The organism is Rhodoferax sp. XS2R6 (assembly GCF_056521365.1).
The window spans coordinates 874,327-888,563 of the sequence record NZ_JBWMAY010000001.1; the positions used below are offsets into that span (position 1 = coordinate 874,327).

Here is a 14,237-nt window from a genome sequence, read left to right on the forward strand (position 1 = left end):
ACGGCCGTGCAGGGGTGCTTTCTCTCTAGTGAATACAAAATGCCTTCTTTTGATACCGTCTGCGAAGCCAACCTGGTCAAGGTGAAAAACGGCGTGGAAAACACCGTCAAGGAAATCACCACCCGCTTCGACTTCAAGGGCACGTCCGCCAAGATCGAGATCAAGGACAAGGAAATCACCCTGATTGGGGACGCCGAGTTCCAGCTCGACCAGATCGAGGACGTGCTGCGCAACAAACTCACCAAGCAGGAAGTGGATGTGCGTTTTCTGGACCGCGGTGATGTGCAGAAGATGGGCGGCGACAAGGTCAAGGTGGTCATCAAGGTGCGCAACGGCATCGAGGCCGAACTGGCCAAGAAAATCCAGCGCATCCTGAAAGACAGCAAGATCAAGGTCCAAGGCGCCATTCAGGAAGAAAAAGTGCGCGTGACCGGCGCCAAGCGCGACGACCTGCAAGCCGCCATGGCGCTGATCCGCAAGGAAATCACCGACGTGCCCCTGAGCTTCGACAACTTCCGCGACTAAGCCTATGAAAAACTTGTTCCTGGCTGCCGCCCTGCTGTTTGCCGCCCCGGTGTGGGCGCAGTCCGTGGCGATCAATGGCACGCTGGGCAACAAGGCCTTGCTGATTGTGGACGGGGGCTTTCCCAAAGCAGTGGCCGTGGGCGAGGTGCACAAGGGCATCAAGGTGGTGGCCATCCAGGGTGAACAAATCACTCTGGAAGTGGGCGGCAAGCGCCAGGTGCTGCGCGTGGGCGACGCCCCCGCCAGCGTTGGCAGTGGCGCGGGTCAACAACTCAGCGGCGGCCGCGTGGTGCTGACCGCCGGCCCTGGTGGCCACTTCATGAGCGAAGGCCAGATCAACGGGCGCACCGTGCAGTTCATGGTCGATACCGGTGCCACCACCATCGCCATGAGTGTGGCCGATGCCAAACGCATCGGGCTTGACTACCAGAACGGACAAACCGTGCAGATGAGCACCGCCAACGGCATCACGCAAGGCTGGCGCGTGACCCTGAACACGGTGCGTGTGGGCGATGTGATGGTGAGCGGTGTGGAGGCCGTGGTGTCCCCCGGTGGCATGCCCTATGTGCTGCTGGGCAACAGCTTTCTGAGCCGCTTTCAGATGAACCGCAACAATGACCAGATGGTGCTGGAGCGCCGTTTCTGATGCCAAACGCCATGGACGTGCGCGACGAGAACGAATACGAGGACCTGCTGGGTCAGTGGTCGGACCTGGAGAGTGGGCTGGGCATTATTTTGAGCAGCCCCGCAAATGCACAGCAGTTTTCCCACCGCGTGCTGCAGTACGACCGGTGGATGCAAGGCCTGCTGCAGCGTGACCCCGATGTGGGCCTGTACCTGCTGTTCCAGCTGGCCAGCAACTCGCCGGTGGGTTACAGCGCCTCGCACTCCCTGGTGTGCGGTGTCTTGTGCCACCTGGTCGGCACCGAGCTGCGCCTGCCCCCCAAAGAGCGCAGCAGCTTGGTACACGCCGCGCTGACCATGAACATTGCCATGACGGCGCTGCAGGACGAGCTCGCCGGCCAGGCCGAAAAACCCACACCCGCCCAGCAAGACGCGATTCGCGCCCACGCCATCAAGGGCGCCATGATGCTGGCCAACCTGGGCGTGGCCGACGACGACTGGCTGGACGTGGTGTCCAGCCACCACGACGATGCGGTGGACAAGGACGATATGCGACTTGTGCCGACGTCAGTCCGGCTGGCGCGCATCCTGAAGGTGGTGGACCGGTATGCGGCCATGATCAGCCCGCGCAAATCCCGTTCGGGCCGCAGCGCCATCGAGTCGGCCCGCTCGGTCATGACACGGGCCACCAGCTCGGTGGATGAAATTGGCCAAGCCCTGGTGCGCGCCGTGGGCCTGTGCCCGCCCGGCACCTATGTGCGGCTGGACAACGACGAGCTGGGCGTGGTGGTGCGCCGCAGCACCAAGAGCAACCAGCCTTTTGTGGTGGTGGTGGGCAAGCCCGGTGGCGAGCTGGAAAGCAACCCACGCCTGCACAGCACGGCCGAGGCCTACCCGCGCATCCGCTCGGCCCTGCCCTCGTCGGCGGTGCGGGCGCCGCTCAACCACTTCTACATCCTGCAGCTGGGCAGCCAGGCACTGGCCATGGCATAAGCCCGGCCAGCGGTCAGCATCAAGACTTCTTCTGGCCCAGCTTGGATTCCTTGCCCTGCACCAGGCGGGAGATGTTTTCGGCATGGCGCCAGATCAGCAACAATGACATGACGGCAATGGACAGCAGCACGCTCTTGTCCATGGCCCAGGCCACCTGGTTGCCAAAGACGTAGTAAGCCGGCGCAAACAGCGCCGCCACCAGCGACGCCAGCGACGAGTAGCGAAAGAAGTAGGCAATGATGAGCCAGGTCAGCCCCACGGCCAGGCCTAGCCAGCCGCTCACGCCCACCAGCACACCCAGTGCCGTGGCCACGCCCTTGCCGCCCACAAAGCGGAAGAACACCGGAAACAGGTGGCCCAAAAACGCCGCCAGCCCCACCAGTGCCATGGTGCCATCGCCCAAGCCATAGGGCTCGCCCCACCACTTCACAGCCACCACCGGCAACCAGCCCTTCAGCGCATCCAGCAGCAGCGTCACCACCGCCGCGGCCTTGGAGCCCGAGCGCAGCACATTGGTGGCACCGGGGTTTTTGCTGCCGTAGGTGCGCGGGTCGTTCAGGCCCATCACGCGGCTCACGATCACGGCAAACGACAGGGAGCCAATCAGGTACGCGGTCACGGTGGCCAGCACGGGGTAAAGCACAGAATTCAATTCAATCTCCAATCGGGTCTTGGCAATGCATCAGTTGCCATCATTCTTCCAGCGCGCACTGTACCTGCTTGGCGCCCAGCAGCTGCACACACACCTGCGGGTCCAGCCCCACCAGGTAACCGCGCCGCCCGCCGTTGATGCAAATGCGAGGCAGCTCCAGGATGCTGGACTCGATATAGACCGGCATGGTCTTGCGCGTGCCAAACGGGCTGGTGCCACCCACCAGGTAACCACTGTGGCGGTTAGCCACCTCGGGCGCACAGGGCTCCACCGATTTGGCGCCAATCTGTCGCGCCAGGTTTTTGGTGGACACCTTGCGGTTGCCATGCATCAGCACCACCAGGGGTTTGGCGTCCTGGTCTTGCATGATGAGTGTCTTGACCACGGTAAACGGGTCAAACCCCAGCACGGCCGCGCTGTGCTGGGCGCCACCGTGCTCCAGGTACTCGTAGGGGTGTTCGGTAAAGGCCACCTTGCTGGCTTTGAGCAGCTGGGTGGCAGGGGTCTCAGAAACGTGGTCTTTTTTGGCCATAGCTGCGTATTTTCCGCCACTTGCTTAGTCCATCGGCTGGTCCTACCATGGATCCTCCACACTCCGCATGGACCGCTATGGCACACATTACCTGGAACGACACGCCCACTGTGTACACCGCCTTGCTGGACGATGTGCCTGTCTGCACACTCAAGGTCAAAGACATCGGTGGCGTGGCCGCCAGTTGGCTTGACGAGCGTCTGTGGCCACCGCCCAGCCACATGCCCAAGGCCCCACCCCAGCCCACCCGCTTCTTTATCGACTTGGCCGAGGCCAAGGCGGCAGTCGAAGAAATGCTGAAGGCTTAGACGGCGGGGTCGCGAATCTCCCAGCGCACCTCGTCGATTTTCTTGAGCAGTTCGTCGGGCAGCGTGGTGCCCCAGGCGTTGATGTTGTCGTCCAGCTGGTCCAGTGTGCGCACGCCAATGATGGTGCTGGCCACTTGCCACTTGGTGTAGCAGAAGGCCAGGGCCATCTGGCTGGGCGTGAAGCCGTATTCGCGAGCCAGGGCGTTGTACTTGCGCGCGGCCTTGAGGGCATCGGGGCGGCCCCAGCGCTGTTTGCGGGTGGACTCGAACTTGCGCAGGCGCCAGTCTGGCGACACGCTCTCGCCCAGCAGGCCTTCCTCGTCGTATTTGCCCGTCAGCAGGCCAAAGGCCAGCGGCGAGTACGGCAGCAGCGACACGCCCAGGCGGTGCAGGGTTTCGTCCAGGCCGTTCTCTACCGTGCGGGCCAGCAGGCCATAGTTGTTTTGCACGGTAGCAATGCGTGGCAGACCATGCTGCTCGGCCAGGCGCACAAACTCATGCACGCCATAGGGCGTTTCATTGGACAGGCCGATGGCGCGTACCTTGCCCGCCTTCACCAGCACTTCCATGGCGCGCAACTGCTCTTCAATCGCGCTGCCACCCACGTTTTCATTCTTGGGGTCGAAGTACATACCGCCGAACATGGGCACATGGCGCACGGGCCAGTGGATCTGGTACAGATCGATGGTCTCGATGTTCATGCGCTGCAAACTGCCTTCGCAGGCGGCAATGATGTCTTCGGCGGTCAGGTTGCTGCTGCCGTTGCGCACCCAGGGCATGCCGCGCGAAGGGCCGGCCACCTTGGTGGCGATGACCAGTTTTTCGCGAACGCTGGGGTTGGCTTTGATCCAGTTGCCGATGATTTTTTCGGTCAGGTTGAAGGTCTCGGCACGCGGTGGCACCGAGTACATCTCGGCCGTGTCGATGAAGTTGATGCCGCGCTCCACGGCGCGGCTCAGGATGGTGTGGGAGGTGGGTTCGTCCACCTGCTCGCCAAAGGTCATGGTGCCCAGGCAGATGGGGGTAACGTGCAGGTCGCTGGAGCCAAGTTGAACGGTTTTCATGCGGGCGCTATTCAAAAAATGGGGTGAAGAAACGGCGAATCGAACAATGGTAGCGCGGAGTGAAAGACCTAGTCGCCACCACAGCCTCCCCCGCAGCTGCTGCCACCATCACTGCCACCGCTGTCCGAACTGAAGCTGAACGAACCATCCGAGGAACCATCGCCTCCGCCACCGCAGCCCCCGCCACCACCGTCGCCAAAGCTGGTGCCGCAGTAGGCGTCGGAGCCGGCCTTGTTGTCGATGTCGCGGCAGTTGGGCACATAGGTAAAGCCGCCCGCAATGGCGAACTTCTTGTCCAGCGCAAACAGCAACGGCAGGCGCGTGGGCGCGCGTGGGTCAATGCTCTCTTCCTTGCAGGCCCAGAACCAGGCGCGGCGCAGGCCGCTGTTGCGCTTGGCATCGCGACCCAACACCTCAGCCGGGCTGTGGTGCAGCAGGCTGCCAAAGGCCGCGTCACACCACTGCTGGTAGCCGCGCGTATGCAGAATGAACTCGTGCCAGGCCGCGTCCACTACCTTGGAGGGCATGGCCACAAACTGGCGCTTGCTGCGCAGGTGCGCGATGAAGAACTGGCGCAGGCCGTGCAGCACCAGCTCGGTATCACGCGCGCTGAGCTGCGGGTACTGCGCCATGAGCTTGGCGCCCAGAAAGCGCGGCAGTGGCGCCTCGCGCACAAACTGGCGGCGCAGGCTCAGCTCCCAGGCATGCAGAGCAAGGTAAAGCAGCAAACAAACCAAACCACCCAACATGAACGACACGCCAAACAGATAGTGGGGCGGACGGGTCAGGTACGCCATCACCAGCCACACCGGCAGCGGTAGCAATTTGCCCCAGCTGAGCCAAGCGATTCGGCGCAGCAGCGTGGGGTGAAAAACAGGGTCAAGCGCGGGCAGCCGCATAACGCGCCTCCTCTTGAAGGCGCAGCACGCGGCGCTGCACCTTGCCGGTGGTGGTCATGGGCAGGGCGTCTACAAACTCAATCTCCTTGGGGTACTCGTAAGGTGCCAATTGCCCCTTCACATGGGCTTGCAGCTCCACCTTCAGTTTGGCATGCAATTGGCTTATAGCCCCCGTATCTCCTGCGCAAGCAGCTATGAAATCAGGAGCAATGACGACATAAGCCTTGACCAACGCGCCGCGCTCGGTATCGGGCTTGGGCACCACGGCGGCGTTGATAACCGCCGGGTGTTTGACCAGGCAGTTCTCGATCTCGCCGGGGCCAATGCGGTAGCCCGCGGCCTTGAACACGTCGTCGCTGCGGCCCTGGTACCAGAGGTAGCCTTCGGCGTCGCGCACCGCCAGGTCGCCCGTGCGGCACCAGTCGCCGGTGAACTTGGCGGCCGTGGCGGCCGGGTTTTTCCAGTAGCCCAGAAAGAAGATGGGGTCCGGGTGGCCGTGCACGTCAAAGCGGTTCAGCGCCACATCGCCAGGCACGCCCACCGCGCATTCCTGGCCATCGTCGTTTATCACCGCCACGCGGTGGCCGGGGTAGCCCATGCCCATGCTGCCGCCCTTGGCGGGCCAGTGCCGATTTGAATTCCCCACGATGTAGTTCATCTCGGTCTGGCCAAACATCTCGTTGGGCGTCACGCCCAGCTGCCGCTCGCAGTAGCCAAACACCGCGTCACCCACGGCCTCGCCCGCGCTCATGATGGCGTCCAGCTTGAGCTTGAACTGCTGGCGCACGGTCTTGCCCTTTACGCCGGGGTAGGCCTTCATCATGGCTTTGAGCGCAGTGGGAAACAGGAAGGTATGCGTCACGCCGCAGTCGCGCATCAGCTCCAGCGCCATCTGCGGGCTGAATCGCCCGCTGTACGCCACGATGGGGCGGCCGAAGTACAGCGTAGGCAGCAACGCGTCCATCAGCCCGCCGGTCCACGCCCAGTCGGCCGGCGACCAGAACACGGCCTTGGAATTCGCATTCTTCTTGCCGTCAAACCCAAACCAGTTCTGGCTGGCCACAAAACCGCTCAGGTTGCCGATGAGGGCGCGGTGTGGGATCAGCGCGCCTTTAGGGTTGCCCGTGGTGCCGCTGGTGTAGATCAACACGGCGGGCTCTTCGGCCAGCGTGTTCACCAGCGTGAACTGTGCGGGCTCCTGTGCCAGTACCGTGGCCCAGTGCAGGTCGGCTTGGCCGGGCGCACCGCCCACACCGATGACGGTGCGCAACAGCGGGCAGTCGTCGCGCACGCTGGCCAGCGCCTCCAGCGACGTCGCATCACAAATCGCCACCACCGCCTCGCTGTCGTGCAGGCGAAACTGTAGTGCCTCGGGGCCAAACAACATGGAGAGCGGCATGGCCACCGCACCCAGCTGCAGCACCGCCATGTAGGCCACCGCAGTTTCAAAACGCTGCGGCAGCACGATGCCCACCCGGTCGCCGCGCTGCACGCCCAGCACGCGCAGCGCGTTGGACAGGCGATTGGCCTGTGTCTGCAACTCAGAATAGGTATAAAAAGTGCTCTCGGCGCCCGTGGAATATGCGCGAACAGCTACTCTTTTTGTAGCGTCAGGCTGCTCCGCCCAGCGCTGGCTGCAGGCCTGGGCCATGTTGAAATGCTGCGGCACCTGCCAGCCAAAGCTGCCGTGCAACGCGGCGTAGCCGGGGGGAAGCCCCACCGCGCTCTGTGTCTTCGATGTCTTGTCGCGTCGTTGACTGACTGGCATGCCCTGTCTCCTTGTACGTCCTTATGATTCCAGCAATGTACCAAGTCAAACGCCCCTGCCGCAGCGAATTCGTCCCCATCCGCAACCTGAGCTACCACGTGCAAGTGTGGGGCGAGCCCGGCCCCGGCAAGACTCCGCTGGTCATGGTGCACGGCTGGATGGACGTGGCGGCCAGCTACCAGTTTGTGGTGGACGCTATGGCGCAAGACCACTACATCATCGCCCCCGACTGGCGGGGTTACGGCCAAACCAAAGCCCCGTTGGCCGACAACTTTTGGTTCCCCGACTACCTGGCCGACCTGGACTTTCTGCTGGACCACTACGCCCCCGGCCAGCCGGTGAACCTGGTGGGCCACAGCATGGGCGGCAATGTGGTGATGCTCTATGGCGGCGTGCGCCCCGAGCGCATTCGCCGCTTGGTGAACCTGGAAGGTTTTGGCATGCCCGCCACCATCCCCGCGCAGGCGCCCGGCCGTTTTGCCACCTGGATGGACGAGCTGAAAAAACTGCACACGGGCGAGATGGACCTGAAAGCCTATGACAGCGCCGACGGCGTGGCCCGCCGCCTCATGAAAACCAACCCGCGCCTGGGCCAAGACAAGGCCGACTGGCTGGCCCGCCACTGGGCGGCTGAAAATGCAGAAGGAAAGTGGGCCATCCAGGGTGATGCGGCCCACAAGATTTCCAATGCCCAGCTCTACCGCGTGGAAGAGGTGCTGGAGATCTACAAACGCCTGACCATGCCGGTGCTGGCGGTGGAAGCGTCTGACAACAGCCTGGACCTGTGGTGGCGCGGCAAGTTCACGCTGGCCCAGTACCACGAGCGCCTGCAGGTGGTGCCGAATGTGGAGATTGCCCACATTGACGATGCGGGCCACATGATGCACCACGACCAGCCTGAGGTGCTGGCGGCGCTGATCGAACGCTTCATCGTCTGAATCCGCACAGACGCAGACACATGGCAGGTTGATAATGCGGCGCAACGTCCGCACCGCTTCAGGAGATTCCATGCAAGCCCGCCACCGTCCCGCGTATTCCACCACCACCCTGGCCAGCGCCCTGCTGCTGGCCCTGGGCAGCAGCCCCGCCATCTCGCAAACCCAGGTGGTGCGCCCGCCGGTGGCGCAGTACTGGATGGACGTGGCCACCGTACGTATGGCCGACATGGACGAGCTGCCCAACCTGGGCGCCGTGGGCGGTCTGGCCGCCAGCATGGCCGGCATCCAAGGCATGGGCGAGGCCAGCTTTGGCGCCACCAAGGGCATGCTGCCCGGCCGCTGGCTGGACATTGCCGTGGCCACCCAGCGCAAACCTGCGGGCACCACTGCCACCCAAAGTATTCCTCCCGGCCTAAACCTGGGCGCCAGCCTGACGCTGCTGCCGCCCGAACCCGCGGCCACCAAACCCACCACCCCGCAGAGCCGCAACACCGAAGACGGTGTGCCCGAGCAACCCAAGGGCCGCATCCTGCTCTACTGGGGCTGCAGCGACACGGTGCGTGCCGGCCAGCCCAAGGTGCTGGACGTGGCAAATGCCAAACCCGAGGACTACGCCCAGTTCATGCGCGGGCGCGCCACGCCTGAACGCGGTGCCACCGCCGCCCCGGGCCACGCCCTGTGGCCCAACCCGCAGAGCAAACAACCCGTGCCCAAAGGTGCCTCGCTGCAGGGCGAGCACAAGGTGGCGGGCGACGGCATTCCGGCCAGCCTGCAGTTCTCCATCGGCCAGGTGCAGGACTTCATGCCGCCCCTGGCGCTGTCCACCACGGGTGGTGGCGCCAGCGCCACCACCGTGGCATGGCCAGCCCAGCCGCAGGCGCGCGCCTACTTTCTGAACGCCATGGGCGGCAGCGACGGTGAAATGGTGTTGTGGAGCTCGTCCGAAACACCCGAGCCCGGCTGGGGCCTGATGGACTACCTGAGCACACCCAATCTGGACCTGTGGCTGGCCGACAAAACCCTGCTACCCACCAGCCAGACCCAGTGCGCCATTCCGGCCGGCATTTTTGCCAAGTCCGGGGGCGCCATGGTGCGTGGCATGGCCTACGGGCAAGAGCTGAACCTGGTGCACCCACCCCGCCCCGCCGACCGCCGCGTGGCCTGGGCGCCCGAGTGGGCAGCGCGTGTGCGCGTCAAGTCCGTGGCCACGCTGCCGCTGGAAGATAGCAGCAGCAAACGCCGCCCAGCCGCTGCGGCCAGTGCCCCCACCGGCGACGAAGCGCCCGAGCAAAAGTCCCTGTTGCCCGTTATTCCCGGGCTGCCCGGTCTGGGCGGTGCGCTCAAGGGCCTGTTCGGTCGCTAGGCGGGGGCGCCGCGCGGGGCGCCAAGCATGAGAAAATCGGTGTTTTCCCCATTCAGCAGAACGAGAACACCATGATCGAAGCAGAGCGCGTCAACCTTATCGGCACCACCCTGGCAGACCTGACCGCCAGGACCCAGGAACTTCGGGGGTATCTTTGACTACGATGCCAAAGCCGAGCGCCTGCGCACCGTCAATGCATCGTTAGAAGACCCCACCGTCTGGAACGACCCCAAACGCGCCCAGGAGCTGGGCAAAGAAAAGAAGATGCTGGATGGCGTGGTTGTCACGCTCAATGAGCTGACCAGCAACCTGGCCGACAACACCGAGTTGTTCGAGATGAGCAAGGAAGACGGCGACGAAGCCGGCCTGCTCACCATCGAGGCCGAGACCGCCAAGCAGGCCACCATCATCGAGGGCCTGGAATTCCGCCGCATGTTCAACAACCCGGCCGACCCCCTGCCCTGCTTCCTGGACATCCAGGCCGGCGCTGGCGGCACCGAGGCCTGCGACTGGGCCAGCATGCTGCTGCGCCAGTACCTGAAGTACGCGGAACGCAAGGGCTTCACCGCCACCGTGGAAGACATCACCGACGGTGACACCGCCGGTATCAAGGGCGCCACCATCAAGGTGGAAGGCGAATACGCCTTTGGCTTGCTGCGCACCGAAACCGGCGTGCACCGCTTGGTGCGCAAGAGCCCGTTCGACAGCTCGGGCGGCCGCCACACCTCGTTCGCGTCTGTGTTCGTCTATCCCGAAATCGATGACTCCATCGAAATCGAGATCAACCCCAGCGATGTGCGCACCGACACCTTCCGCGCGTCTGGCGCCGGCGGCCAGCACATCAACAAGACCGACTCGGCCGTGCGTCTGACGCACATTCCGACCGGCATCGTGGTGCAGTGCCAGGACGGCCGCAGCCAGCACAGCAACCGCGACGTGGCGTGGAAGCGCCTGCGCTCGCGCCTGTATGACTTTGAGCTGCGCAAGCAGCAAGAGGCGCAGCAAAAGCTGGAAGACACCAAGACCGACGTGGGCTGGGGCCACCAGATCCGCAGCTACGTGCTGGACAACAGCCGTATCAAGGACCTGCGCACCAACGTGGAAGTGTCTGCCACCCAAAAGGTGCTGGATGGGGACCTGGATGTGTTCATCCAGGCATCACTGAAGCAGGGCATCTAAGGCATGTTGGACGCTTTGATTTTCGACATGGACGGCACCATGATCGACTCCATGCCTTCGCACAAGGAAAGCTGGGCGGTGTTCGCCCAGCGGCAGGGCCTGGACGTGGACATTGCCGACCTGATGCGCCGCACCACGGGCCGCACCGGCATCGAATGCATGCGCGACCTGTTTGACCACCCGGAGATGGACGAGGCCGTAGCCTTGGCCCATGTGCACGAAAAGGAAGCGGTGTACCGCGAAATTTTCTCGCCCATCTTTGCCGAGGTAGCGGGGTTCAAAGCGTTTTTTAACCTCGCCCATGGCCGCGGCCTGAAGCTGGGCGTGGGCACGGCGGGCGACCGCCACAACCAGGCCTTTGCCTACGCCAACCTGCAAATGCCCATTGCCCCACTCACCACCGTGGGTGGCGACGAGGGCCTGCCCGGCAAGCCCGAGCCTGCCATCTTCCTGGAAGCCGCGCGCCGCATGGGCGTGGAGCCCGCGCGCTGCATCGTGTTTGAAGACGCGCCGCTGGGCATCGAAGCCGCACGCCGCGCCGGCATGCGCGCCGTGGGCATCGCCACCAGCCACCACCCCGACGAACTGCGCGGCCCCCACGTGCTGGCCGTGGTGCCCGACTACCACGCCCTGATCACTTCCCAATTTCTGGAGACACACCATGTTGCAACTTCGTGAGGCCTCGGGCCCGGCTGCGGTGATCCACCGCGGCGACTACACTGCCCCCGCCTACTGGATCGACACCGTCGATCTGAGTTTTGACCTGGACCCCGCCAAGACACGCGTGCTCAACAAGATGACGCTGCGCCGTAACCCCGACGTGGCGGCACAGCCCCTGCGCCTGGACGGCGAAGAGCTGAACCTGGCCCGCGTGCTGGTGAATGGCCAAGGCACCAGCTTCAAGATGGAAGACGGTCAACTGGTGCTGGAAAACCTGCCCGAAGGCAGCGAACCCTTTGCGCTGGAAATCTTCACCACTTGCGCGCCGGTCAAAAACACCAAGCTCATGGGCCTGTACGTGAGCAACGAGTCCTTCTTCACACAGTGCGAGGCAGAAGGCTTTCGCCGCATCACCTACTTCCTGGACCGGCCCGATGTGATGGCCATGTACACGGTGACCCTGCGCGCCGACAAGGCCAAGTACCCCGTGCTGCTGTCCAACGGCAATCTGGTGGACAGCGGTGACCTGGACGAAGGCCGCCACTTTGCCAAGTGGGTGGACCCACACAAAAAACCGTCCTACCTGTTCGCCCTGGTGGCGGGCCAACTGGTGGCGCGCGAGCAGCGCATCGTGTCGCGCGCGGGTAAGGAACATTTGCTGCAAGTGTTTGTGCGCCCCGGTGATCTGGACAAGACCGAACACGCCATGAACAGCCTGATGGCCAGCGTGGCCTGGGACGAAGCCCGCTTTGGCCTGCCGCTGGACCTGGAGCGTTTCATGATCGTCGCCACCAGCGACTTCAACATGGGCGCCATGGAGAACAAGGGCCTGAACATCTTCAACACCAAGTACGTGTTGGCGAACCAGGCCACCGCTACCGATGTGGACTACGCCAATATTGAGAGCGTGGTGGGCCACGAGTACTTCCACAACTGGACCGGCAACCGCATCACCTGCCGCGACTGGTTCCAGCTGAGCCTGAAGGAAGGCCTGACCGTCTTCCGCGACCAGGAATTCAGCCAGGACCTGTGCGCCGAGCCCTCGGCCCGCGCCGTCAAGCGCATTGAAGACGTGCGCGTGCTGCGCACCGCCCAGTTCCCCGAAGATGCGGGCCCCATGGCCCACCCGGTGCGGCCCGACAGCTACATCGAGATCAACAACTTCTACACCGTCACCATTTACGAGAAGGGTGCAGAGGTGGTCCGCATGATGCAGACCCTGACCAGCCGTGCCGGCTTTGCCAAGGGCATGGCGCTGTACTTCGAGCGTTTTGACGGCCAGGCCGTGACCTGCGATGACTTTGCCCAAGCCATTGCCGATGCCAACCCCGGCTCCGCATTGGCCAACCTGCTGCCCCAGTTCAAGCGCTGGTACAGCCAAGCCGGCACACCGCGCCTGGCTACCCGTGGCGAGTACAACGCCGCGGAGCAGACCTACACGCTGCACTTCAGCCAGAGCTGCGCCCCCACACCGGGCCAGGCTGCCAAAGAGCCTTTTGTCATCCCCGTGAGCCTGGGCCTGGTGGGTGCCAGCAGCGGCGCGCCCCTGCCCTTGCATGTGCAGGGCAGCAGCGTGGCCGGTGCCGACAGCCACCTCTTTGTGCTGACCGAAGCCAGCCAGAGCATCACCTTCACCGGTGTGACTGAGGAGCCCGTGCCCTCCATCCTGCGTGGCTTCTCCGCGCCCGTGGTGCTGGACTTTGACTACAGCGATGCCCAGCTGCTTACCCTGCTGGCCAACGACCCCGACCCGTTCAACCGCTGGGAAGCCGGCCAGCGCCTGGCGCTGCGCAGCGCTATCAATTCAATAGCTGCTGGCACAGATACTACGGGCGCTACACCCCTAAATGATGCCTATATTGACGCCATGCGCGCCGTGCTGCGTCACCCCACGCTGGACGCTGCCTTCAAGGAACTGGTGCTGACCCTGCCCAGCGAAACCTACATCGCCGAGCAGCTGGACGTGGTGGACCCACAGCGCATCCACGCCGTGCGCGACGCCATGCGCCTGCAACTGGCCACCGCCCTGCAAGCCGACTGGGAATGGGCGTTTGAAGCCCATAAAGACAACGGCGCCTACCGCCCCGACCCCGTCTCCAGCGGCCGCCGCGCCCTGGCTGGCATGGCGCTGGGTTTCCTGAACCTGGCCGCCGTGCAGAGCGCCGCTTCGACAGGCTCAGGACAGTCGGATATTTGGCCCGGCAAGACACTGCAGCGTTTCAAGGACGCGGGCAACATGACCGACCGCTTCAACGCCCTCGCCGCACTGGTGGGCAGCGGCCATGCGCTGGCTGCGCCCGCCCTGGCCCGCTTCCACGCACTGTTCAAGGACGAAGCGCTGGTGCTGGACAAGTGGTTTGCCCTGCAAGCAGGCACCAGCGACCGCGGTGGCCAGGTACTGCCCGCCGTGCGCCAGCTGTTGGCCCACCCGGACTTCAACATCCGCAACCCCAACCGCGCACGCAGCGTCATCTTCAGCTACTGCAGCGCCAACCCCGGTGGCTTCCACCGTGCAGACGCGGCGGGGTATGTGTTCTGGGCCGACCGCGTGATGGAGCTGGACGGCATCAACCCCCAGGTAGCTGCCCGCCTGGCCCGCGCACTGGACCGCTGGAAGAAGCTGGCGGAGCCCTACCGCAGCGCCGCGCGCGAAGCGCTGGTGCGCGTGGCCGCCAAGACCGACCTCAGCAACGATGTGCGCGAGGTGGTAGACCGCGCGCTGGCCGACTAAA

14 protein-coding genes are annotated in these 14,237 nt (G+C 64.1%); 9 read left to right on the plus strand and 5 right to left on the minus strand.

All coding sequences use genetic code 11. The features are described 5' to 3' along the window. Positions 1–39: 39 nt before the first annotated feature. The 3 genes from AC097A_RS04155 to AC097A_RS04165 are packed head-to-tail and all read left to right on the plus strand — an operon-like array spanning position 40 to position 2,142. Entirely contained in the window at positions 40–525 is a 486-nt protein-coding gene (locus tag AC097A_RS04155) for a YajQ family cyclic di-GMP-binding protein (RefSeq protein WP_105262615.1), read from the plus strand. 4 nt (positions 526–529) lie between these two features. Next, a complete protein-coding gene (locus AC097A_RS04160) occupies positions 530–1,171 on the plus strand; it encodes a retropepsin-like aspartic protease family protein (RefSeq protein ID WP_105262616.1) in 642 nt (213 codons plus the stop codon). Continuing rightward, complete coding sequence (locus AC097A_RS04165; protein WP_479619870.1) at positions 1,171–2,142, plus strand: HD-GYP domain-containing protein; 972 nt, start codon at positions 1,171–1,173, stop codon at positions 2,140–2,142. Before AC097A_RS04160 ends, AC097A_RS04165 begins: the two co-directional genes overlap by 1 nt. Before the next feature lie 19 nt (positions 2,143–2,161). On the opposite strand, the gene plsY is transcribed toward AC097A_RS04165, so the two are convergent. Next, positions 2,162–2,794, minus strand: coding sequence for a glycerol-3-phosphate 1-O-acyltransferase PlsY (gene plsY, locus AC097A_RS04170; protein WP_479619871.1), 633 nt, complete (start codon positions 2,792–2,794; stop codon positions 2,162–2,164). A 40-nt stretch (positions 2,795–2,834) separates the two neighbouring features. Further along, on the minus strand, positions 2,835–3,326 hold the full coding sequence (locus AC097A_RS04175; protein WP_105262617.1) for an aminoacyl-tRNA deacylase: 492 nt from the start codon (positions 3,324–3,326) through the stop codon (positions 2,835–2,837). Positions 3,327–3,403: 77 nt separating this feature from the next. On the opposite strand from AC097A_RS04175, the gene AC097A_RS04180 reads away from it, so the two are divergent. Then, positions 3,404–3,634 (plus strand): hypothetical protein, encoded by a 231-nt coding sequence (locus tag AC097A_RS04180; protein ID WP_105262618.1) that lies wholly within the window; start codon positions 3,404–3,406, stop codon positions 3,632–3,634. Here the strand turns inward: AC097A_RS04180 and AC097A_RS04185 are convergent. From AC097A_RS04185 to AC097A_RS04195, 3 genes are all read right to left on the minus strand, one after another. Beyond that, positions 3,631–4,698 (minus strand): aldo/keto reductase, encoded by a 1,068-nt coding sequence (locus AC097A_RS04185; RefSeq protein ID WP_479619872.1) that lies wholly within the window; start codon positions 4,696–4,698, stop codon positions 3,631–3,633. The genes AC097A_RS04180 and AC097A_RS04185 overlap by 4 nt on opposite strands. A 68-nt stretch (positions 4,699–4,766) precedes the next feature. Beyond that, positions 4,767–5,597: a glycine-rich domain-containing protein gene (locus AC097A_RS04190; protein ID WP_479619873.1), complete on the minus strand. Its 831-nt coding sequence runs from the start codon at positions 5,595–5,597 to the stop codon at positions 4,767–4,769. Further along, entirely contained in the window at positions 5,578–7,365 is a 1,788-nt protein-coding gene (locus AC097A_RS04195) for an acetate--CoA ligase (RefSeq protein ID WP_479619874.1), read from the minus strand. Before AC097A_RS04195 ends, AC097A_RS04190 begins: the two co-directional genes overlap by 20 nt. 35 nt (positions 7,366–7,400) lie before the next feature. On the opposite strand from AC097A_RS04195, the gene AC097A_RS04200 reads away from it, so the two are divergent. The 5 genes from AC097A_RS04200 (at position 7,401) to pepN (ending at position 14,236) form a co-directional block, all read left to right on the plus strand. Continuing rightward, positions 7,401–8,303 (plus strand): alpha/beta fold hydrolase, encoded by a 903-nt coding sequence (locus AC097A_RS04200; protein WP_479619875.1) that lies wholly within the window; start codon positions 7,401–7,403, stop codon positions 8,301–8,303. Positions 8,304–8,373: 70 nt separating this feature from the next. Then, positions 8,374–9,666: a hypothetical protein gene (locus tag AC097A_RS04205; RefSeq protein ID WP_479619876.1), complete on the plus strand. Its 1,293-nt coding sequence runs from the start codon at positions 8,374–8,376 to the stop codon at positions 9,664–9,666. A gap of 74 nt (positions 9,667–9,740) precedes the next feature. Then, positions 9,741–10,845, plus strand: a protein-coding gene (gene prfB / locus AC097A_RS04210) for a peptide chain release factor 2 (RefSeq protein WP_479620197.1) whose coding sequence is annotated in 2 segments (ribosomal slippage) — positions 9,741–9,821 and positions 9,823–10,845 — 1,104 coding nt in all. Because the reading frame shifts where the segments join, the coding sequence is not laid out codon by codon here. Between the two features lie 3 nt (positions 10,846–10,848). Next, on the plus strand, positions 10,849–11,523 hold the full coding sequence (locus tag AC097A_RS04215) for an HAD family hydrolase (RefSeq protein ID WP_479619877.1): 675 nt from the start codon (positions 10,849–10,851) through the stop codon (positions 11,521–11,523). Continuing rightward, a complete protein-coding gene (gene pepN, locus AC097A_RS04220; protein WP_479619878.1) occupies positions 11,507–14,236 on the plus strand; it encodes an aminopeptidase N in 2,730 nt (909 codons plus the stop codon). Before AC097A_RS04215 ends, pepN begins: the two co-directional genes overlap by 17 nt. The last annotated feature ends 1 nt before the right edge of the window (position 14,237 follow it).